Genomic DNA, 20,362 nt, shown 5'->3' with positions numbered 1-20,362 from the left:
CTGACGCCACAAATCCTACTGACGAAACGGCGCAAAATTCACGTTGGTCCCCGCCGGACGCATGTCCTGCAGATACGAATCCTTGTCCGCACTCAGCTCCAGGCTCAGCGCCGCCTTGCGCTTGCCTTCATTGCGGATCACCAGACCTTCGAGCTTTTCGCGCAGGAACACCGTCGGCACTTTCAGGTGCAGCAACTCATCGGTGGCCGGGGTGTGCAGCAACAAGTGAATCCACTCGTACTGACCGATCGCCAGACGCGACACCGGCAGGTCGAACCACCAGATGTTGCGGTTGCGGTTCAGTTCGGCGAAGTGGCAGTTGTTGGTGCCGAGCACGGCGCCGCCCAGTTGCTGGTTGCGACGGGCGATGGCCTGGGTTTTATTGAGCTTCATGACATTCCTGCGAATCGGTGTGCGGGGCGCAACGCCCATAGGCTGAGCATTCTCGGGGCAACGCCGGCAAACATAAAGCGCAACCTGCGCATCGCGACGAAATCCCCGCAAAAATAAATGAAACTCGGCGCAAAGCGCACCGGTCAATCGTTACGTAATGACTTTTCTTCCCTATATGCATCACGGAGAAACACCATGAGTAGCACAGGCGATAAAGTAAAAGGCATGGCCAACGAAGCTGTCGGTAACGTCAAACAGGGCGTCGGCAAGGCCACTGACAACGACAAACTGCGCGCGGAAGGCAAAGTTCAAGAGAAAAAAGGCGAAGCCCAGCAAGCGGTCGGCAACGCCAAGGACGCTGTGAAAAAAGGCGTCGACAAGGCGTAAGCGAGCCTTGAACGAATCACACGAGCGGCCATCCAAAGATGGCCGTTTTTGTATCAGAACCCTGCGGTCATCCGCCGAAGGATCGCCAAACAGGCTACCTTGAGGTAAAAAACGGCCCCTGAGTCGCCACGACTTCAACCTTTTGCGGCGCAAGGAGACGCGAATGATATTTCCGGACATGAAAGGTCTGCCCCTGCACCGGGTGATGGTGCGCACGGTCACTGAGTTCGTCGATGACGAAATGTCGACCTACGCCTCGGCACTGGCCTACCAGATGCTGTTCTCGCTGTTTCCGTTCATTCTCTTCCTGATTGCCCTGATCGGTTTCCTCCATCTGCCGGACTTCTTCTCCTGGCTGCGCCTGCAATCCGAACTGGTCCTGCCGCCGCAGGCGCTGGAGCAGGTCAACCCGGTGATCGACCAGTTGCAGCAATCCAAGGGTGGCCTGCTTTCAATCGGTATCGTGATCGCCCTGTACACCGCGTCGGCCGGCGTGCGCCTGATGATGAGCGCGATGAATGCCGCTTACGACGTGGTCGAAGGCCGGCCGGTCTGGAAGCGTTTTCCCCTGTCGATCGTCTACACCGTCGGCATTGCCGGCATGCTGCTGATCGCTGCCGCGCTGATGGTGCTCGGGCCGCAGGTGATGGGCTGGATCGCCGCACAAGTGGGGCTGGAAGACTTCATCGTCACGGTGTGGACCATCGCGCGCTGGCCGGTGATCGTGATTCTGATGATGGTCGCGGTGGCACTGATCTACTACGTGATGCCCGACGTCAAACAGGACTTCCGCTTCATCACCCCCGGTTCGGTGCTGGCGGTGGTGGTGTGGATCCTCGCCTCGCTGGGTTTTGCCTTCTACGTAAAAACCTTCGCCAACTACAACGCGATGTATGGCAGCATCGGGGCGATCATCGTGCTCTTGCTGTATTTCTATATTTCCGCGGCGGTGCTGTTGCTCGGCGCGGAAATGAATGCGGTGATCGAGCACATGTCCGCCGAAGGCAAGGACAAGGGCGAGAAAGCCCCTGGCGAGCCCGACGAATCCAGCAAACAACACGTCTCGGGCCTGGGCCGCGATCATTCGCTCAAGCCGGACACTGATGAAGCGCGACCATGATCCGTGAAATTCTGAAAATGGGCGACGAGCGCCTGCTGCGCATCGCCCCGCCGGTACCGCCGGAGATGTTCAACAGCGCCGAGCTTTGGCAGTTGATCGACGACATGTTCCAGACCATGGAAAGCGTCGGTGGCGTGGGTCTGGCGGCACCGCAGATCGGCGTCGATCTGCAACTGGTGATCTTCGGCTTCGAGCACAGCGAGCGTTACCCTGACGCCGAAGCTGTGCCGCAGACGATCCTGATCAATCCGCTGATCACGCCTTTGAATCCGCTGATGGAAGAGGGTTTTGAAGGCTGCTTGTCGGTACCTGGCCTGCGCGGCGCGGTGGATCGCTATCAGCAGATTCGCTACGAAGGCTTTGATCCGAAGGGTGAGCCGATCGTGCGCGTGGCCTCGGGTTTTCATGCGCGAGTGGTGCAGCATGAATGCGATCACCTGATCGGCCGGCTGTATCCGTCGCGGATTACCGATTTCAGCAAGTTCGGCTTTACCGAAGTGCTGTTCCCGGATCTTGATCCCATGGCCGACGACTGATCCAGACTCACCACAATTCCCTGTAGGAGCGAGCCTGCTCGCGATAGCGGTCTGTCATTGACGAATCCGGTGACTGATAGATCGCTATCGCGAGCAGGCTCACTCCTACAAGGGAACTGCGTCAGTCTGGAGGGCTGAGCCCCATCGCAATCATCGGCTTGCTCCGCGCATACCGGCTCAACCGTTCGGCCATCGCCTGCGGCAGCGCCGGATCAACGCTGAACCCGCGCCGCTCATAAAACCCGCGCAGATCCGGATGACAGAACAGCCACACCGACCCGTCCACCTGAGCAACCGCCGCCGCAATCAACTGCCCGGCAATTCCCTGTTCCCGACACCCCGGATCGACAAACAACCCTGTCAGCCAGTGGCCGCCCGATACCTGCCGCAGGCACAGCGCCGCCACGATCTCGCCGCGTCGCGCGACCCACAGTTGCGCCTCGCGCACGGCCTTCATCGAGGACTGGTGGCTGCGGTAGAACTTGTTCATCAGCGGCCACAACGGTTCGTCGAGCTGGCTGTAGTGGATGTCGGGCATGGTTCGGACTGTCGGTTCGAAAAGCGCCGATTATAAAAGAACGCGCGGCTCGGGATAGGTGTATACCTGATCTCACATCACTGTGAGTGGAGTACCGATCATGTCCAAAGGTATGGATTCAAAGAAAGCCGCGAAGAAGAAGCCGGCCAAGACCGCGATTGAAAAACGCGCAGAAAAGAAAGCCAAGAAAGTCGACATCTTCGGCCATTGAGCAATCCCTTCGGAAGCCCGTCTCTCGGGCTTCCACGCCATCCGAAAAATAATCTGCAAGATTGCACCGCCTCGTTGCACAGAAGGGGACGATTCCCGTTCCGAGCAACGCCATGGCTTTTTATTTCGACGCCCGACATCGCCAGCAAATCGAAACCCTGCGCCAACGCTTTACCGCCCGCACCGAATGGCCGACCTGGCTGTTGCTGATCGGTGTGTACGCCGGCTGGTTCGCCATCCTCCTCAACAGCGCCTGGCTGGGACGCGGCTTGAGTACGTTGCTGCTGATCCCGCTGCTGGTGTTGTGGTTGTCGCTGCAGCATGAATTGCTTCACGGCCATCCGACCCGCTCGACCTTCATCAATAAAATCCTCGGCTACGCCCCGTTTGCCGTGTGGTATCCGTACACGCTGTATCGCGACAGCCATTTGCGTCATCACCGCGAGGAAGACTTGACGGTGCCGGGCGTCGATCCGGAAAGTCGCTATCTGACCTCTGCCAACTGGCACGGCGGCTCGGTGTTCGAGCGCAGCGTGCATTGGCTGAACAAGACGGTGCTAGGACGCTTCGTGATTGGCGCGCCGCTCGCGTTGACGGCGTTAGCGCGCGAGGAGCAGCAGCGCTTGCGAAACGCTGATCCGCAAGCCTGGCTGATGTGGCTGAGCCACGGCGTGGTTACTCTATTGATGCTGGGTTTCATTGCCCGCTACAGCATTTTGCCGGTGTGGCATTACCTGTTGCTGATCAGCGTACCGGCGCTGTCGATCGCGATGATCCGTTCGTTTCACGAGCATCGACCGCATGCCCAGGCCGAGCAACGCACCGTGCTCAACGAGGCTGGCTGGCCGTGGCGCTGGCTGTTTCTCAACCTGAATTTTCATCTGGTGCATCACGACCTGCCGGGGCTGGCGTGGTACGACTTGCCCAAGGTCTACCGGCTGCACCGCGAGCAGTGGATTGCGCGCAGTGGCGGGTTTGTCGTGCGGGGGTATGGGGAGTTGTGGCGACAACATGGCTTCAAACCGATTGATAGCCCGGAGCATCCGTTTCACTGATCCAGAAACACCACAATCCCCTGCAGGAGTGAGCCTGCTCGCGATAGCGTCTTATCAGTCACTGAGTTTGTCACTGACATACCGCTATCGCGAGCAGGCTCACTCCTACAGGGGAAATTTGTTGTCGGGGAGAAATTTGCATGACCCAACACCACGCCGAACTGCTGATGTACCCGGCCCCCGAGCCGGTCCGCGTGGCCAATGAACAATGGCTGGCGCGCATCCTCGAACACCTCGGCCACAGCCGACTCGACGCGACCAAGCTGACGCTGCCCGAACTGTGGCTATCGCCGCATCTGCTGCTCACCCAGACCTGCGGCTATCCGCTGATGACAGCGCTGCGTGGCCGGGTCCGTCTCATTGGCCGGCCGCGCTATGAATTGCCTGAGGCCAGCGGCGGCCAGCATTGCAGCCTGATCCTTGGCCGCGCTGTTGATCCGCGCTGTTCGCTTGGCGACTTTCGCCACAGCCGGGGCGTGATCAACAGCGAAGATTCCAACAGCGGCATGAACCTGCTGCGCCAGCGTCTGGCGCCGCTGCAGCTGGACGGCCGATTTTTCGCCAGTGTCGGCATCAGTGGCGGCCACCGCGAGAGCCTGCGCTGGCTGCGGGAAAACCTCGCCGACCTGGCCGCGATCGACAGCGTCACGTTCGCTTATATCGCCCGGCACGCGCCCGAAGAAGTCAGCGGATTGCGCGTGGTTGCGCTCAGTGCGTTGAGTCCGACACTGCCATTCATCACGGCTGCCGGTGCCAGCGACGCGCAGGTCGAACGGCTGCTGCAAGTGATGAATCAGACGTTGCATGAATTGCCTGAGGTAGTGCAGACCTTGGGTTTGCCTGAAGTTCTACCGGCAACTGAAAGCGACTATGAGGTGCTGCTCGACTATCAGCGAGACGCTGAAGCTCGGGGCTACGGGCAACTTCGCTAGCTCGAGCTAATTCCCAAAGTGAATATAAAAATAATATTTAAATATTATTAACGCATAAGGCGCCTTGCTACGATCGCGCCACCGGAACACCGGACATTCAGCGACCCTTGCCCAGGAGCCCCTATGTCCGGCGTCGATCAATTCCATCGCGACACCGTGGAACGCCTGTTCCGCGCGCATTATCGCTGGCTCTGTGATTACCTGCGTCGACACTCGCGCGACGTGGCCGGCGCGGAAGACATTGCCGGCGAAACCTTCGCCAAACTGCTCGAAGCCCCAGCGCTGACGGCGATTCGCGAACCTCGCGCCTTACTGACGACGATCGCGCAGCGTGTGCTCTATCAGCACTGGCGCCGTGCGGATCTGCAGCGCCGCCATCTTCAGCAATCCGAACTCGATGTCGCGGCTTCGCCTGAACACCTCGCTCAGCTCTCGCAAACTCTCGATCGCCTCGATCGCAGCCTGCATCGCTTGCCGGCCAAGGTCCGTTCGACCTTTCTGCTCGCGCGTATCGATGGCCTGACCTACCCGCAAATCGCTGCCGAACTGGGCATCTCACAGCGTTCGGTGAGCGTGTACATGGCTCGTTCCCAAGCGCTGTGCGATCGCCACAGCGCCAACCAATTCCTGGAAGAAAAGAGGTCTGCATGACATCGATCAAAACCCTGCTCGGCCGCACGCTGCTGGCGCTGAGCCTGAGCGTCGGGGCTGTTTGCGCAGCCGATAAAAGCGCGCCGATTCACTTCGGCGACATCACGTGGGAGAGCGGCAGTTTCATCACCGAAGTGCTGCGTCTGATCGTGGAAAAAGGCTACGGCTATCCGACCGACACGTTGCCGGGCAGCACGGTCAGCCTGGAGGCGGCATTGGCGAAAAACGACATTTAGGTAATCGGCGAAGAGTGGGCCGGGCGCAGTCCGGCGTGGGTCAAGGCTGCCGCCGAGGGCAAGGTATTCGGCCTCGGCGACACGGTTCAAGGTGCCACCGAAGGCTGGTGGGTACCGGAATATGTGATCAAGGGCGACCCGGAACGCGGAATCAAGGCGCTGGCGCCGGAACTGAAATCGGTCGCTGACCTGCCGCGCTACAAGGATGTGTTCCGGGACCCCGAAGACCCGGGCCGCGGGCGCTTTCTCAACAGCCCGACCGGCTGGACCTCGGAAATCGTCAACAGCCAGAAGCTCAAGGCGTATGGTCTGAGCGACAGCTTCGTCAACTTCCGCACCGGCTCCGGCGCGGCATTGGATGCGGAAGTGGCGTCGTCGATCAAACGCGGCAAACCGGTGCTGTTCTATTACTGGTCGCCGACGCCGTTGCTCGGGCGTTTCAAACTGGTGAAGCTGGAAGAGCCACCGTTCGATGCCGAAGCGTGGAAAACCCTGGCCGATGCCAACAACCCGAATCCGCAGGGCACGCGCTCGATGCCGGCGAGCCTGGCGATTGGCGTGTCGGCGCCGTTCAAGGCGCAGTACCCGGAGCTGGTCGCGTTCTTTGAGAAAGTCGATCTGCCGATTGATCTGCTCAACCAGACATTGGCCGGCATGAGTGAAAAACGCCTGCAACCGCGGGCGGTGGCCGAGGCGTTTTTGCGTGATCAGCCGCAGGTCTGGACAGCTTGGGTGCCGGGGGAGGTGGCGGCCAAGGTGAATGGGAGTTTGTAGGTTTTTTCTGATGTTTTTGTGGTGCTGCAACTAACGCTATCGCGAGCAGGCTCACTCCTACAGGAAAATGGATTCTCATGTGGGAGCGAGCCTGCTCGCGAAAGCGCCTGTCCTGATGACCCATCTCCCCGCGCTGAACCGTTTCTTGTACAAAAAATGCCAGATACTGGCCGACTAGTGGCCTTGCGCCCGGCGTCAGGCTGGCTATCCTTGCAGGTAACTAACCATGTCGACCGTCATGCCATCCATGACAGCGGCACAGGGTTGGCCCGTGATTCATGCTGCCAGAGTGCGCGATCCAAGGCACCGACACTGAACCAACAAGGAGCGTCACCTACATGGAAGTTCTTCTACGCGTTAGGGCTGGCCCGCATGCGGGCTATCAAGAAAAGGATGTCTTGATCAGAGCGTCGCTGCACGACCCCTCCGATTGATCATCATTTATCACCTGACAACTTCCTCTCTTGGAGGAAGGCGTGTGCCTGTTCTGTGGAACGTAGTGGTGGATCTTGAAGGACCTGGGCTTTCATCAAATCAAAGAACGCGCGGAAGGTGATACAACCATGTTCAACCTACATCGCAAGGCTGACCTGCGGGAAATCGAGCGCTTCAGCTGTGCGCTGACCGAGGCCAATGCGAAAATCGAAGCGATCAGCCGCTCGATGGCCATGATCGAGTTCACGCCCGAAGGCATCGTCCTCGACGCCAACGAGAACTTCTGCAAGACCATGGGTTACAGCGCCGATGAAGTGCGCGGCAAACACCATCGGATCTTCTGCGAAGAAAGCTTTTATCGCAGCGAGGACTACGCAAAGTTGTGGCGTGACCTGGCCCGTGGTGAACCCCTCAGCGGGACTTTTCTGCGTTTGAACAAGAGCGGGCGGGAGATCTGGCTCGAGGCCAGTTACATGCCGGTGTTCGGTCCCGACAAACAGGTCAGAAGTGTCATCAAGGTTGCGGCGGACATCACCGCACGCATCAACAAAGAGCATGAAGAAGAAGCCATGCTGGCGGCGATCGGCCGTTCCATGGCAGTGATCGAGTTCACCCCTGAAGGCCATGTCATCAGCGCCAACGACAACTTCCTGCAAACCATGCAGTACACGCACAATGAAATTGTCGGCCAGCACCACAGCCTGTTCTGTCACCGTGCCGAAGCCGAATCCGCGCAGTACAAGGCATTCTGGGCTTCGCTCAATCGCGGCGAATATCACTCGCACCGCTTCGAACGCAAGAACAAGTCCGGGCAGATGGTTTATCTGGAGGCCTCGTATAACCCGCTGTTCGACGCCAAGGGCCGCTTGTACAAAGTGGTCAAGTTCGCCAGCGACATCACCCGGCAGATGACCACCCTGCAAAACGCTGCGGAATCGGCCCACAGCACTTCGGTACAAAACGACGCCTGCGCGCAAAAAGGCTCACAGGTGGTGCAGCAGACCGTGCAGATCATTCAGGACATTTCCCGCGATCTGAATGAGGCCGCGGTGAGTATCGATGCGGTGAGCAAGCAGTCGGACATCATCGGCACCATCGTCCAGACCATTCGCGGGATCGCCGATCAGACTAATTTGCTGGCGCTCAACGCGGCGATCGAAGCGGCACGCGCCGGTGAACATGGGCGCGGTTTTGCAGTAGTGGCCGATGAGGTACGCAGCCTAGCCGCGCGAACCAGTCAGGCGACGCTGGAAATCGTCGATGTGGTGCGCAAGAACCATGACCTGTCGCTGAGTGCGGTGTCGAGCATGCAGTCGAGCCTGAGCCGCACCGGGCTGGGCGTGGAACTGGCCAACGAAGCGGGCGAGGTGATTCTGGAAATTCAGCAGGGCTCACGGCATGTGGTGGATGCGATCAGTCAGTTCAATGAAACCCTGCAATTGAACTGACCTGTTTCAACATCACCAATGCCCAATGTGGGGGCGAGCCTGCTCGCGAAAGCGTTATGTCAACTAATACATGCCTGTCTGACACGGCGCCTTCGCGAGCAGGCTCGCTCACACAGTGGAGTCCTGTATTGGCCTTCAGCGATGGGCAATATTCTCCAGGGCCAGATTGCGCGTGCGTGGGCCGAACCAGCCGATGGTCAGCATCACGATCAGCATGCTGCTGGCAATGAATGCCAACACCCCCGGCGTGCCGAAGTTATCCAGAAACATGCCAATCAGCAGACTCGATTTATGCCGCAGCGGCAGAATCCGGCAGCGCCGAGTTTGGCAAACCGAAGATCCGGTCAAACAGCCAGTTGAACACGAACGTGTAGCACGGGATGAAAATGATCAGCGCCAGATCCAGCACAAAGGCCTGCACCAGACTGATGTTCATCCACCAGGCAATCAGCGGAATCAGAAACACGATCAGCGTCAGTTGAAAACCGACGGCATGGGCGATGCGCCGTTTCACCGTGCGGGTGCGCGAGACCTGGCGACTTTCCCAGCGCTCGAACAACGAGGTGTAAATGAAATTCCAGGTCACGGCGATGCTGGTGATGATCACCGCCAGCGGCCCGGTGCTGCCCGGCGATGTGCCCGACAGCAACGCCAGACCGAGGGCCGAGAAGGTCATGCCGATCACTTCGTAGAGCGATACGTAGACCAGTTTGCGTTTCACGCCTTGCATGCAGGTTTGCCTCTTTCTTGCCGAATGTTGGCCAGCGGGGCTGGCGAAGGCGGCGAAAGATAGCTTCAATAGACCTGACAGAAAAAGTCGGTAGCTTTCAGTTTTATTGATAGGTGGGTAGGTTGAATTTCAATAGCGACAGTATTGAATTGTTTCTCGCGGTGATCGAGCGCGGTTCGTTTTCCGCGGCTGCGCGGCAGTTGGGCAAGGTGCCTTCGGCGGTGAGCATGGGCATTGCCAACCTTGAAGCCGAACTCGGTTACCCGTTGTTCGACCGCAGCCATCGCGAGCCGCAACCCACGGCGATGGCGCAATCGCTGGTGCCGCACGCGCGACTGATCGCCGAACAGCTCAAGCAGTTGCAGGTGCACGCGGTGGAGTTGTCGCTGGGGCTGGAAAGCCGGTTGTCGATCGGCGTGGTCGCCGACCTTGATCGACGTCGCTTGCTGGCCGCGATCAAGGTGATTGCCGAGCGTCATCCGCTGCTCGACGTCGAAGTGCTGACCGCGCCGCAGGATGATGTGCTGGCGATGTTGCACAGTGGCCGGGTCAGCGTGTGCCTGGCCTTCGCCGGGTTGAGCGTAAATGCGCTGGAGCGGTTTCAGTTCGTCGGCAGCGAACGCATGATCGCCACGCTGGCGGCGGACAGTCCGTTGCTGCAAGGGCGAGATGTGTTTCTCGAAGATCTGGTGCAGGTGCGGCAGATCATCGTCGCCAGTCGCGACTTGCCGATCAGCGAGACGCGGCCGTTGGTGGCGGAATCCTACTGGCGCACGGATAACCTCGAAACGGCGATGGAGATGGTCGAGGCGGGATTGGGCTGGGGCAACTTTCCGCTGTCGGTGGTGCAGCCGTGGCTGGAGTCCGGACGCTTGAAACGGCTGAATTTTCGCAACATCGAAAATGGCCTGGTGCTGCCGGTGCATGCGGTATGGCTCAAGAGCCAGCCATTGCAGAAGGGCGCGCAGGCCTTGGTCGACCTGCTCAGCCACTGAATTTGATAGAGATCCCTTGTAGGAGCTGCCGAAGGCTGCGATCTTTTGATCTTGTTCTTGAAAGCAAAATCAAAAGATCGCAGCCTTCGGCAGCTCCTACAGGGGATCGCGTGAGTTTCAGGTACTCTCGCGCACCTTCAGCTCAAACCCCATATCCTCCACCGGCCGCGCTACTTTGTTGCCCGCCATCAACGTCAGCATTTGCTCCGCCGCGCGCCGGCCGATGGCCTCACGCGGGGTGTTGATGCTGCTCAGGCGCGGGACCATGTGCTCGGACATTGGCAGGTCGTTGAAGCCCAGAATCGCCACTTGCTCGGGAATTTTGATGCCATTGCGCAAGGCTTCCAGCAGCGCACCCTGGGCCAGGTCATCGTTGCCAAAGAAAATCGCATCGACATCCGGATGCGACGCCAGCAGTTGCAGAAACAACTCACCACCCAAGCCCACCGACGAAGCGCGCGGCGTCAGCACTTCCAGATCCGGGTCGTAGCGGCCAGCCTTCTGCAGTGCCTTGCGGAAACCCTCACCACGCAACAACGTGCGCTGATCCAGCTGCGCGCCAATGTAGGCCAAGCGCTTGCGCCCGCGAGACAGCAAATGCTCCGCCGCCGTTTCACCGGCGCTCAACTGCGAAAAACCCACGCAATTGACCCCGGCGGCGCTGTCCAGCTCCATCATGTACACGCAGGGAATGTTGCTGAGCTCGATCATCCGCCGCGAACTCTCGGTGCGATCGAAACCGGTCAGCAGAAACCCGCGCGGCTGGTAAGCCATGTAATTGCGCAGCAGGTTTTCCTCTTCATCGCGCGAGTAGTGGAAGTTGCCGATCAGCACTTCGAAGCCTTTGGGCGTCAGCACCCGATGAATGGCTTCCAGTGTGTCGATGAACAGCAGGTTGGACAGCGACGGCACCAGCACCACTACCGAATGGCTCTGCGCCGAGGCCAGCGCGCGGGCGGCGGGGTTGACTACATAGTTGAGTTCGAGCGCGGCTTTCTGCACTTTTTCCACCAGTTCGGTGGCCACCGTGCTGACCCCGCGCAGAGCGCGCGAGGCGGTAATCGGGCTGACGCCGGCCAGGCGGGCTACTTCGTTAAGGGTCGGACGGCCGGTGGTGCGGGTATTTTTATCGTTCTTGGGGGAGGTCATCGGGCGGCTTGCCAAACAAAAATCAAGGCACTAAGGTAGCGCTGTCCTGATGCAGCTGCAAATGCGTGAGCGCGGTCCTGCCTGATCTGCGCGCTTTGGCATCGGGAACAAACCTGCTGCAACCCAAAAAAACGACAAGAAGGCGTCGGCAACTTCTGCCTGTGCACTAGAGTCATAGCTAGCAAAGGTAGCGCTGTCTGCGCGCTGAGGTGTTATATGAGTCATCCCATCACCGCCCTGGTCATCATGGGCGTTGCCGGTTGCGGCAAGACGTGCGTCAGCCAGGCCCTGTGCCATTTGAGCGGCGCCACTGCCATTGAAGGCGATACTTTCCATCCGGCCGCGAACATCGAAAAGATGAGCGCGGGGATCCCCCTGAACGACGAAGACCGTGCCGGCTGGCTCGACAGCCTGTGCGATGAACTGCGTCGCGTCGATGCCGAAGGCCAGCGCCCGGTGTTGACCTGCTCGGCCCTTAAACACAGTTATCGCGAACGTCTGCGCAGCGCCTTGCCGGGCCTGGGCTTCGTGTTTCTTGAATTGACCCCGGAAGTCGCCGCCGAGCGTGTATCGCACCGCCCGGGCCACTTCATGCCGGCGACGTTGATCGAAAGCCAGTTCGCCACCCTCGAATCGCCAGTAGGCGAGCCGCTGACCCTGGCGCTCAACGCCTCGGTTCACAGCGTCGAAGAGCTGGCTCTGCAGGCTCATGTCTGGTGGCAGGCCAACGGCCTGAAACAGGCGGTATGAGTATGTTGAAAAAGACAGCGCTGTCCTCCCGACTTCTGTTCAACCCGCTTTAATAACAACAACAATCCAGGAGACACCCCCCATGTTTGGCATGTCCCACGAGACGTTCCTGCTGCTCGATGCGGTGGTCACGGTAATCGGCCTGATTATCCTGATCACCAAGTTCAAAATTCACCCCTTTATCGCCCTGACCATCGCCGCCGCGTTCCTCGGCCTGACTTCCGGCATGCCGATCAACACCATCATCAAGGCGTTCCAGGATGGCTTCGGTGGCGTGCTCGGTTTCGTCGGCATCATCCTCGCCCTGGGCACCATGCTCGGCAAGATGATGGCCGAATCCGGCGGCGCCGATCAGATCGCCCAGACCCTGATCCGCGCCTTCGGCAAGGACAAGGTGCAGTGGGCAATGATGTTCGCCGCGTTCCTGGTAGGCATTCCGCTGTTCTTCGAAATCGGCTTCGTGCTGCTGATTCCGCTGGTGTTCATCGTTGCCCGCCGCACTGGCGTATCGATCATCAAGATCGGTATCCCGCTGCTCGCCGGCCTGTCCGCTGTGCACGGTCTGGTGCCACCGCATCCGGGCCCACTGTTGGCCATCGGCGTGTTCGGCGCTGACATCGGCAAGACCATTCTCTATGGGCTGATCGTCGCGCTGCCGACCGCCATCATTGCCGGTCCGATCTTCGGTACGTTCATCGCCAAGCACATTCCGGGTCACCCGAATCAGGAACTGGTCGATCAACTGGCCCGCGAAAACGATTCGGCCAACCTGCCGAGCTTCAGCATCACCCTGGTCACCGTGCTGCTTCCGGTGTTCCTGATGCTGCTGAAAACCTTCGCTGACGTGGCGCTGCCGGACGGCAATTTCTTCCGCATCTGGATGGACATGATCGGTCACCCGATCTCCGCATTGCTGCTGGCGTTGCTGCTGTCGCTGTACACCTTCGGCTACAAGCAGGGCATCGGTTCCAACCAGATGCTCAAATGGCTCGACGCAAGCCTGGCGCCAACCGCTGCGATCATCCTCATCATCGGTGCCGGCGGTGGCTTCAAGCAGATGCTGGTGACCAGCGGCGTGGGTGATGTGATCGGCCACATGGCGGTCAGCGCACAGATCTCGCCGATCCTTCTGGCGTGGCTGGTGGCGGCGGTGATTCGTATCGCCACCGGTTCCGCGACGGTGGCAACCATCACCGGCGCCGGTATCGTTGTGCCGGTCGTCGGCATGATTCCGGGCGTCAACCGTGAGCTGCTGGTGCTGGCCACCGGTGCCGGTTCGCTGATCCTGTCCCACGTCAACGACGCCGGTTTCTGGCTGGTCAAGCAGTACTTCAACATGACCGTGGCCGAAACCTTCAAGACCTGGACCGCGATGGAAACCATTCTGTCCATCGTCGCGTTGGGCTTTATCCTATTGTTGTCGCTGTTCGTTTAAGCGGCCGTTTGCAGGCACAAAAAAACCGCAGCGATGCGGTTTTTTTGTGGGTAAAAAATCTGTGGTAACACGGATGTTGTGGCGAGGAAGCTTGCTCCCGCTCGGCTGCGCAGCAGTCGTAAAAACCTCTGCACCCAGTGAATCAGACAGACCGCGATTGCAGGATTTGGGCCTGCTGCGCAGTCCAGCGGGAGCAAGCTCCCTCGCCACATAAGTGTTGTTCTGCAGGTACTGCGTTAGCCGCCAGTTCTTGCGACTAAGCCATCCGCGCGGAACATTCCGCGGATCCCGCGCACGGCCTGACGAATGCGGTCCTGGTTTTCGATCAGGGCGAAGCGCACGTGGTCGTCGCCGTACTCGCCGAAACCCACCCCCGGCGACACGCAGACCTTGGCCTCGGCCAGCAGTTTCTTGGCAAATTCCAATGAGCCCAGATGTGCATACGCGTCGGGAATCTTCGCCCACACATACATGGAAGCCTTTGGATTCTCGACCATCCAGCCCAATTCATGCAGGCCCTTGACCAGCACGTTACGCCGCTGGCGATACTGCTCGGCGATGTCGCGCACGCATTGCTGGTCGCCTTCGAGCGCAGCAATCGCCGCCACTTGCAGCGGAGTAAAGGTGCCGTAGTCGTGGTAGCTCTTGATCCGCGCCAGAGCGTTGACCAGTTCCGGGTTACCGACCATGAAACCGATGCGCCAGCCGGCCATGTTGTAGCTCTTGGACAGGGTGAAAAATTCCACCGCGATGTCCTTGGCGCCCGGCACTTGCATGATCGACGGCGCTTTCCAGCCGTCGTAGACGATGTCGGCGTAAGCCAGATCGTGAATCACCAGCACGTCGTACTGCTTGGCGAGGGCGATCACCCGTTCGAAGAAATCCAGCTCAACGCACTGCGCCGTCGGGTTTGACGGGAAACCGAGGATCATCATTTTCGGCTTGGGGATCGAGCCGCGAATCGCCCGCTCCAGCTCATCGAAGAAATCCACCCCCGGCACCAGCGGCACCGAGCGCACCTGAGCGCCGGCAATCACCGCGCCGTAGATGTGAATCGGATAGCTCGGGTTCGGCACCAGCACCGTGTCGCCCTGATCCAGAGTCGCCAGCATCAAGTGCGCCAGGCCTTCCTTGGAACCGATGGTGACGATGGCTTCGCTTTCCGGGTCGATATCGACTTCGTAGCGCTGCTTGTACCAGTTGGAAATCGCCCGGCGCAGGCGCGGAATGCCCTTGGACGTCGAGTAGCCGTGGGTGTCTTCACGTTGGGCGACCTGCACGAGTTTTTCGACAATGTGCGGCGGCGTGGCGCCGTCGGGATTGCCCATGCTCAGGTCGATGATGTCTTCACCACGGCGGCGAGCGGCCATCTTCAGCTCGGCGGTGATGTTGAAAACGTAAGGGGGGAGTCGATCTATGCGCGCAAAGCGGCGCGGCGAACCTTGTTCGGCCATTGTTGCCTCGGATAACGTAAGCGCCCGGAACCGTCCGAGCGACGCTGGTCACTGCGGTGACCTGTGGCGGAAGATAAGGGCAGTGATGGCATACTGTCCAGCGCGGTTGTAAACATTTTTTTCAAGGAAAATCGGTCAATGGAATTCACCAGCGGCTTCCTGCTGAGCCTTTCGCTGTGCCTGGATATCGGCGTGGCCAACATCGCGATGATCACCCTGGCCATGCAGCGCGGCTACTTTCAGGGCTTCGCCCTTGGCCTGGGCACCTGCGTCGGCGACTTGATTTATGCGGTGCTGGCACTGGCCGGCATGACCGTTTTGCTGCAATACGAAACCGTACGCTGGGTGCTGTGGATCGGCGGTTCGGCGCTGCTGATCTATTTTGCGGCGAAGATGATTTATTCGGCGATCCACCACGAAGCGCTGCTGGCGGAGACGGCCGAGGTGGGGCAGAACTCCCATCGCAAGGAATTCTTTCGCGGCATCTTTCTCGCCATGTCGTCGCCAAGCGCGATTCTCTGGTTCGCTGCGGTCGGCGGCACGTTGATCGCTCGATCCGGTGGCGGTGGTCCGTTGAGTTCGGCGCTGTTTCTCGGCGGTTTTCTCTGCGCCGGGCTGCTCTGGTCGGCCGGTTTGTGCTTCGCTGCAAGCCATGGCGGCAAGCTCTTGGGCGATAAACTGCTGCGCTACTCCTACATGGCATCTGCGGCGATCTTCTGCTATTTCGCGGTGTACGTGATCGTATCTGGCTATAACGAGTTTGTCGGGTCGGGCGCCGTCGAGCAGTTGCATGCGCTGTAAACGTGCGAAACGGGTCGGGCTTTCTATACTCCCAGCCGAACCCACTTTTCCGTTCTGAGGAGCCGCGTCATGGATGAACAGACACGCGTCGAAATAGCCGAACCTCGCTTCGAACACGGGCAATTTCTGCTGATTGCCGGGTTCGGCGGGCGATTCACTCAGGAAACCACAGGAGACATTCCAAGGCTGTGGGAAAAGCTTATCCCGCACCTGGGAAAAATCCCTGCGCAGGTCAACGAAGTGACCTACGGCGTTTGCTGCAACGCGGACGGCGAGGGAGGTTTCGAGTACATCGCCGGCGTGCAGATCGACAAGCTCGATGACCTGCCGGAGCAGTACCGCTGGGTTGAAATCCAGCCGCAGGAATATGCGGTGTTCGCGCACAAAGGGCCCCTGACGCAACTCCCCGACACCTTCCAGTACATCTGGAAAACCTGGCTGCCGCGGTCCGGTTACGAAGCGGCGGATGCGCCGGAATTCGAGCGCTACAGCGAGGATTACAACCCGAAGCTCAACACCGGCACCCTGGAAATCTGGCTGCCGATCAAGGCCTGACCGGCGTTCGAATCGAGGCGGAGCATGTCCGCCCCGGTGGTTGTGCTTTATGCTGGCGGGCCTTGTTTCCACAGATTTTCGAGTTGCCATGAACACCGTGATCCGCAACGTCAGCGCCGCCGACCTCGAGCGCTGCTACGCCATCGAAACCGTTGCCTATGAAGGCGATGAAGCCGCCACCCGCGAGAAGATCGCCACGCGCATTGCCACTTGGCCGGACGGCTTCATCGTCGCCGAAGTAGACGGCGTGGTTGCCGGTTTCATCAATTCCGGCGCGGCGTTCGACGTGCAGATGTCCGACGAGGCCTTCAAGGAACTGATCGGGCACGACCCGAAAGGCCCGAACGTGGTGATCATGTCGGTGGTAGTGCACCCGGATTACCAAGGGCAGGGCCTGGCCAAGCGCCTGCTGGCAGAGTTCATCGAGCGCATGCGCGCGATGGACAAAGCGACGATTCATCTGATGTGCAAAGAGCAGCACATTGCACTGTATGCCGGGTTTGGTTTTGCCTACATCAAACCGTCCGAGTCCGACCATGGCGGCATGGCGTGGCACGAGATGATCCTGACGCTCTAAACCAACACCGATCGCAACTGTAGGAGCTGCCGAAGGCTGCGATCTTTTGATCTTGATCTTCAAAAGCCAGATCAAAAGATCGCAGCCTTCGGCAGCTCCTACAGAGGATCGTGGTGTGTCAGCAGAGAGTTTCTGGATACTCAGAAAACCAGCCCCATCCGCCGCTCGTACCCAATCCGTCCCTTGTACGCTTCGCCGCTGTCGACGTAGCCATGCCTGGCGTACAGCGCAATCGCCGCTTCGTTATCGGCGTCCACCGACAATTCCAGCCCCTTGATCTCCGGCCATGCTTCACGCGCGACGGCGGGCAGTGCTTGCAGACAAGCCTTGCCGTAGCCCTTGCCTTGGGCGCGGCGATCGACCTGCAAGGCATGCAGCGTCGCGCTGTGTTCATCGGCCCAGTCGGGCAATACCGGCGGGCGCTTGAGCAGCAAAAATGCCACCGGCACGTCCTCCGACAGCAGGGCAAAACCCTTTACCCCGGGGCCGGGTTTCGACAGCAGGGTGTGCAAGGCACCGTGGATGTCGCCGGAGAATCTGATCTGCTCGGGGTGGATTTCAATGGCCTCGACTTGCTGACGCTGCAAAGGGCTGAGGCTGTCGTACGGCACGAGTTGGGCTGACACGGGAATTTCCTTTTTCCTACAAAGAATGAGCCTCGGATTCTAGCGACATTGTCGTCGGCGGATTTTTTTTGTTTGCCTTGTCGATCTGCGCAAAGGGCAAACGACTAAGGGTGTCTTCACAACAAAAACCACGGAGAACACCATGAGCGCACAGACCGAAATCCAGACCCTGATCAACACCTATCGCGAAGCGGTGATGGCCAAGGACGTCGAAAAAGTCATGGCCCTGTATGCCGATGACATTGTCTCGTTCGATGCGATCAAGGCCCTGCAATTCAAGGGCAAAGCGGCCTACCGTACGCACTGGGTCGAGTGCATGGAGATGTGCCCCGGGCCGCACATCTTCGAGTTCCACGAAATCGCCATCGAAAGTGCCGACAACATCGCCTTCGCCCACTGGGTCGCCAATTGCGGCGGCACCAACGAGAAGGGTGAAACCCAAAGCTGCTGGATGCGCGTCACCGCGTGCTATCGGCAGATCGGCGGCGCGTGGCGGATTGCCCATGAACACTGGTCGGCACCGTTCGATCCGATGAGCGGCGCGACGCTGTTCGATGTGACCCCCTGATCTTCAGCCATAGTTGATCCGTTCGAATCAGGAGATCGCCATGAAATACCTATGCTTGGTCTACAGCGATGAACGCCTGCTGCACTCGTCGCCCGACAGTCCCGAGGACGCCGAATGCTCGGCCTACGCCGAGTCGGTGCAGGGCAGCGGGAGGATGATCGCCGCCGAAGCGCTGGAGTCGGTAGAGACCGCAACCACCGTACGGATGCGCAACGGCAAGTTGTCGATCACCGACGGGCCTTTCGCTGAAACCAAGGAGCAACTGGCCGGTTTCTACCTGATCGATGCCAAGGATCTCAACGAAGCGATTCAGGTCGCCGGCAACATCCCGGCAGCCCGGGTCGGCAGCGTTGAAGTGCGCCCGGTGCGGCAGTTGAATGTCTGACGTCCGGGCGCGGGTCGAGCAGGTCTACCGCGAGGATTCGCGGCGGATCCTGGCGACGCTGATTCGCCTGCTTGGTGATTTCGACCTCGCCGAAGAAGCCTTGCACGAGGCGTTCTTCGTCGCGGTCGAGCGCTGGGAGCGCGACGGCGTGCCGGACAACCCGCGCACCTGGCTGGTCTCGACCGGGCGCTTCAAAGCCATCGATGTGCTGCGCCGGCGCGCGCGGTTCAAGGCCTCGCAACCGCTGCTGCTGGCGCAACTCGATGAGCTGGAACAGGCTGACTGGAGTGGCGAAGACGTGGAAGATGATCGCTTGCGGCTGATCTTCACCTGCTGCCACCCGGCCCTGGCGGCGGATGCGCAAGTGCCGCTGACCTTGCGCGAAGTCTGCGACCTCACCACCGAAGAAATCGCCCGTGCTTTTCTCTCGGCGCCGGCGGCGATTGCCCAGCGCATCGTGCGCGCCAAAGCCAAGATCCGCGACGCGAAAATCCCTTATCAAGTACCCACTCTGAACGAATTGCCCGAGCGCCTCGACAGCGTGCTGCGGGTGATCTATCTGGTGTTCAACGAAGGCTATTCGGCCTCGGTCGGCGCCGAGCTGACCCGCGAGGATCTGACGCGCGAGGCGATTCGGCTGGGGCGCTTGTTGATGGAGTTGCTGCCGGAACCGGAAGTCATGGGCCTGCTGGCGCTGATGCTGCTGCACGAATCACGCCGGCCGGCACGCACCTCGCCGAGCGGTGAGCTGGTGCTGCTCGACGATCAGGATCGGGCGTTGTGGGATGCCGGGTTGATGGCAGAAGGTTGCGCGCTGGTCGAGCGCGCGCTGAGTACACGACGCTTCGGGCCGTATTGCCTGCAGGCGGCGATTGCAGCGGTGCATGCGGAAGCGCCGTCGGCGGCGGAAACCGACTGGCGGCAGATTGTCGGGCTGTACGATGTCTTGCTGCGCGCGGTGCCCTCGCCGGTGATTGAGCTGAACCGGGCGGTGGCGGTGGCCAAGCGTGATGGAGCGTTGGCGGGGTTGTTGGTGATCGAAGGGATTCTGGCGCGGGGCGAGTTGCAGGATTACCACCTGGCGCATTCGGCGCGGGCGGAGTTTTGCCGGCAGTTGGGCCGGGTGGAGGAGGCGCGGGCTGCGTATCAGCGGGCGCTGGAGTTGACGCGGCAGGAGCCGGAGCGGCGGTTTATTCGAGGACGGATCAAGGCGCTGGGACTGCCCTGAGTTTGGCGCTCTCGCGACGGTGGGCGGCCTGTGGATTGCCCTCACCCTAACCCTCTCCCAGAGGGAGAGGGGACTGATTGGGGGATATTGGAGAGATTCACCGACGTGAGCGAGTGTTGTTGAATCCGCAATCGATACCAGCCAAAGCCATAATCGACGCGGTGCCTCAGGTCGATGAACCCCGGCAGACACCGCGGTCAGCTCCCTCTCCCAGAGGGAGAGGGGACTGATTGGGGGATATTGGAGAGATTCACCGACGTGAGCGAGTGTTGTTGAATCCGCAATCGATACCAGCCAAAGCCATAATCGACGCGGTGCCTCAGGTCGATGAACCTCGGCAGACACCTCGGTCGGCCCCCTCTCCCTCCGGGAGAGGGCTGGGGTGAGGGGCTTT

General features: G+C 60.0%; 22 protein-coding genes and 3 pseudogenes. 18 read left to right on the top strand and 7 right to left on the bottom strand.

Features of this window, described 5'->3' with window-relative positions; all coding sequences use genetic code 11:
• Positions 1-15: 15 nt before the first annotated feature.
• Entirely contained in the window at positions 16-393 is a 378-nt protein-coding gene (locus QRN33_RS00340) for a hypothetical protein (RefSeq protein WP_042607251.1), read from the bottom strand.
• A gap of 195 nt (positions 394-588) precedes the next feature.
• Between QRN33_RS00340 and QRN33_RS00335 the strand changes: the two genes are divergently transcribed.
• From QRN33_RS00335 to def, 3 genes are all read left to right on the top strand, one after another.
• Positions 589-780, top strand: coding sequence for a CsbD family protein (locus tag QRN33_RS00335; RefSeq protein WP_042607250.1), 192 nt, complete (start codon positions 589-591; stop codon positions 778-780).
• A gap of 163 nt (positions 781-943) precedes the next feature.
• Positions 944-1,900, top strand: coding sequence for a YihY/virulence factor BrkB family protein (locus QRN33_RS00330; protein ID WP_039758093.1), 957 nt, complete (start codon positions 944-946; stop codon positions 1,898-1,900).
• Positions 1,897-2,436, top strand: a complete 540-nt coding sequence (gene def / locus QRN33_RS00325; RefSeq protein ID WP_042607249.1) for a peptide deformylase — start codon at positions 1,897-1,899, stop codon at positions 2,434-2,436. Before QRN33_RS00330 ends, def begins: the two co-directional genes overlap by 4 nt.
• A 121-nt stretch (positions 2,437-2,557) precedes the next feature.
• Here def and QRN33_RS00320 read toward each other — a convergent pair whose 3' ends face one another.
• On the bottom strand, positions 2,558-2,974 hold the full coding sequence (locus tag QRN33_RS00320) for a GNAT family N-acetyltransferase (RefSeq protein WP_285405949.1): 417 nt from the start codon (positions 2,972-2,974) through the stop codon (positions 2,558-2,560).
• Between the two features lie 323 nt (positions 2,975-3,297).
• On the opposite strand from QRN33_RS00320, the gene QRN33_RS00315 reads away from it, so the two are divergent.
• The 6 genes and pseudogenes from QRN33_RS00315 (at position 3,298) to QRN33_RS26640 (ending at position 8,715) form a co-directional block, all read left to right on the top strand.
• The gene (locus QRN33_RS00315; RefSeq protein ID WP_285405947.1) at positions 3,298-4,239 is read left to right on the top strand and encodes a fatty acid desaturase; all 942 of its coding nucleotides are present in this window, start codon (positions 3,298-3,300) and stop codon (positions 4,237-4,239) included.
• 140 nt (positions 4,240-4,379) lie between these two features.
• On the top strand, positions 4,380-5,171 hold the full coding sequence (locus tag QRN33_RS00310) for a phosphate/phosphite/phosphonate ABC transporter substrate-binding protein (RefSeq protein WP_285405945.1): 792 nt from the start codon (positions 4,380-4,382) through the stop codon (positions 5,169-5,171).
• 123 nt (positions 5,172-5,294) lie between these two features.
• Positions 5,295-5,822: a sigma-70 family RNA polymerase sigma factor gene (locus tag QRN33_RS00305; protein ID WP_285405943.1), complete on the top strand. Its 528-nt coding sequence runs from the start codon at positions 5,295-5,297 to the stop codon at positions 5,820-5,822.
• Positions 5,819-6,832, top strand: a pseudogene (locus QRN33_RS00300) (ABC transporter substrate-binding protein). The gene QRN33_RS00305 and the pseudogene QRN33_RS00300 overlap by 4 nt, the downstream one beginning before the upstream one ends.
• Before the next feature lie 563 nt (positions 6,833-7,395).
• Positions 7,396-8,169: pseudogene (locus tag QRN33_RS26645) on the top strand (PAS domain-containing protein); the annotation flags it as partial.
• A 6-nt stretch (positions 8,170-8,175) separates the two neighbouring features.
• On the top strand, positions 8,176-8,715 hold the full coding sequence (locus QRN33_RS26640; RefSeq protein ID WP_223259141.1) for a methyl-accepting chemotaxis protein: 540 nt from the start codon (positions 8,176-8,178) through the stop codon (positions 8,713-8,715).
• A gap of 135 nt (positions 8,716-8,850) precedes the next feature.
• Here the strand turns inward: QRN33_RS26640 and QRN33_RS00290 are convergent.
• Positions 8,851-9,003 (bottom strand): annotated as a pseudogene (locus QRN33_RS00290) (MFS transporter); the annotation flags it as partial.
• A 1-nt stretch (position 9,004) separates the two neighbouring features.
• Entirely contained in the window at positions 9,005-9,445 is a 441-nt protein-coding gene (locus QRN33_RS00285; RefSeq protein WP_227972933.1) for a PACE efflux transporter, read from the bottom strand.
• Positions 9,446-9,567: 122 nt separating this feature from the next.
• Here QRN33_RS00285 and QRN33_RS00280 point away from each other — a divergent pair, with 122 nt between their 5' ends.
• A complete protein-coding gene (locus tag QRN33_RS00280; RefSeq protein ID WP_064364944.1) occupies positions 9,568-10,440 on the top strand; it encodes a LysR family transcriptional regulator in 873 nt (290 codons plus the stop codon).
• 117 nt (positions 10,441-10,557) lie between these two features.
• On the opposite strand, the gene gntR is transcribed toward QRN33_RS00280, so the two are convergent.
• Positions 10,558-11,589 carry an HTH-type transcriptional regulator GntR gene (gene gntR / locus QRN33_RS00275; RefSeq protein WP_285405936.1) on the bottom strand — a complete coding sequence of 344 codons (1,032 nt, stop codon included), beginning with the start codon at positions 11,587-11,589 and terminating at the stop codon, positions 10,558-10,560.
• A gap of 216 nt (positions 11,590-11,805) precedes the next feature.
• Between gntR and QRN33_RS00270 the strand changes: the two genes are divergently transcribed.
• Entirely contained in the window at positions 11,806-12,339 is a 534-nt protein-coding gene (locus QRN33_RS00270; protein WP_285405934.1) for a gluconokinase, read from the top strand.
• 82 nt (positions 12,340-12,421) lie between these two features.
• Complete coding sequence (locus tag QRN33_RS00265) at positions 12,422-13,774, top strand: GntP family permease (RefSeq protein WP_133339691.1); 1,353 nt, start codon at positions 12,422-12,424, stop codon at positions 13,772-13,774.
• Between the two features lie 236 nt (positions 13,775-14,010).
• Here the strand turns inward: QRN33_RS00265 and alaC are convergent, their stop codons facing one another.
• Complete coding sequence (gene alaC, locus QRN33_RS00260) at positions 14,011-15,228, bottom strand: alanine transaminase (RefSeq protein WP_042607238.1); 1,218 nt, start codon at positions 15,226-15,228, stop codon at positions 14,011-14,013.
• 138 nt (positions 15,229-15,366) lie between these two features.
• Between alaC and QRN33_RS00255 the strand changes: the two genes are divergently transcribed.
• From QRN33_RS00255 to QRN33_RS00245, 3 genes are all read left to right on the top strand, one after another.
• Complete coding sequence (locus QRN33_RS00255; RefSeq protein ID WP_064119982.1) at positions 15,367-16,029, top strand: LysE family translocator; 663 nt, start codon at positions 15,367-15,369, stop codon at positions 16,027-16,029.
• A gap of 69 nt (positions 16,030-16,098) precedes the next feature.
• Entirely contained in the window at positions 16,099-16,584 is a 486-nt protein-coding gene (locus QRN33_RS00250; RefSeq protein ID WP_227972929.1) for a GyrI-like domain-containing protein, read from the top strand.
• 88 nt (positions 16,585-16,672) lie between these two features.
• The gene (locus QRN33_RS00245; protein WP_252874963.1) at positions 16,673-17,161 is read left to right on the top strand and encodes a GNAT family N-acetyltransferase; all 489 of its coding nucleotides are present in this window, start codon (positions 16,673-16,675) and stop codon (positions 17,159-17,161) included.
• 140 nt (positions 17,162-17,301) lie between these two features.
• Here QRN33_RS00245 and QRN33_RS00240 read toward each other — a convergent pair whose 3' ends face one another.
• On the bottom strand, positions 17,302-17,787 hold the full coding sequence (locus tag QRN33_RS00240) for a GNAT family N-acetyltransferase (RefSeq protein WP_285405924.1): 486 nt from the start codon (positions 17,785-17,787) through the stop codon (positions 17,302-17,304).
• A 142-nt stretch (positions 17,788-17,929) separates the two neighbouring features.
• On the opposite strand from QRN33_RS00240, the gene QRN33_RS00235 reads away from it, so the two are divergent.
• Genes QRN33_RS00235 through QRN33_RS00225 form a run of 3 tightly spaced genes read left to right on the top strand, consistent with a single transcriptional unit; the run spans position 17,930 to position 19,968 of the window.
• The gene (locus QRN33_RS00235; protein ID WP_042607233.1) at positions 17,930-18,355 is read left to right on the top strand and encodes a YybH family protein; all 426 of its coding nucleotides are present in this window, start codon (positions 17,930-17,932) and stop codon (positions 18,353-18,355) included.
• A gap of 40 nt (positions 18,356-18,395) precedes the next feature.
• Positions 18,396-18,740, top strand: a complete 345-nt coding sequence (locus QRN33_RS00230) for a YciI family protein (protein ID WP_042607232.1) — start codon at positions 18,396-18,398, stop codon at positions 18,738-18,740.
• Positions 18,733-19,968 (top strand): RNA polymerase sigma factor, encoded by a 1,236-nt coding sequence (locus QRN33_RS00225; protein WP_285405921.1) that lies wholly within the window; start codon positions 18,733-18,735, stop codon positions 19,966-19,968. The genes QRN33_RS00230 and QRN33_RS00225 overlap by 8 nt, the downstream gene beginning before the upstream one ends.
• The last annotated feature ends 394 nt before the right edge of the window (positions 19,969-20,362 follow it).

Source organism: Pseudomonas sp. FR229a, assembly GCF_030209115.1.
GTDB lineage: Bacteria > Pseudomonadota > Gammaproteobacteria > Pseudomonadales > Pseudomonadaceae > Aquipseudomonas > Aquipseudomonas moraviensis_A.
This window is presented reverse-complemented; position numbering and strand designations above follow the sequence as displayed.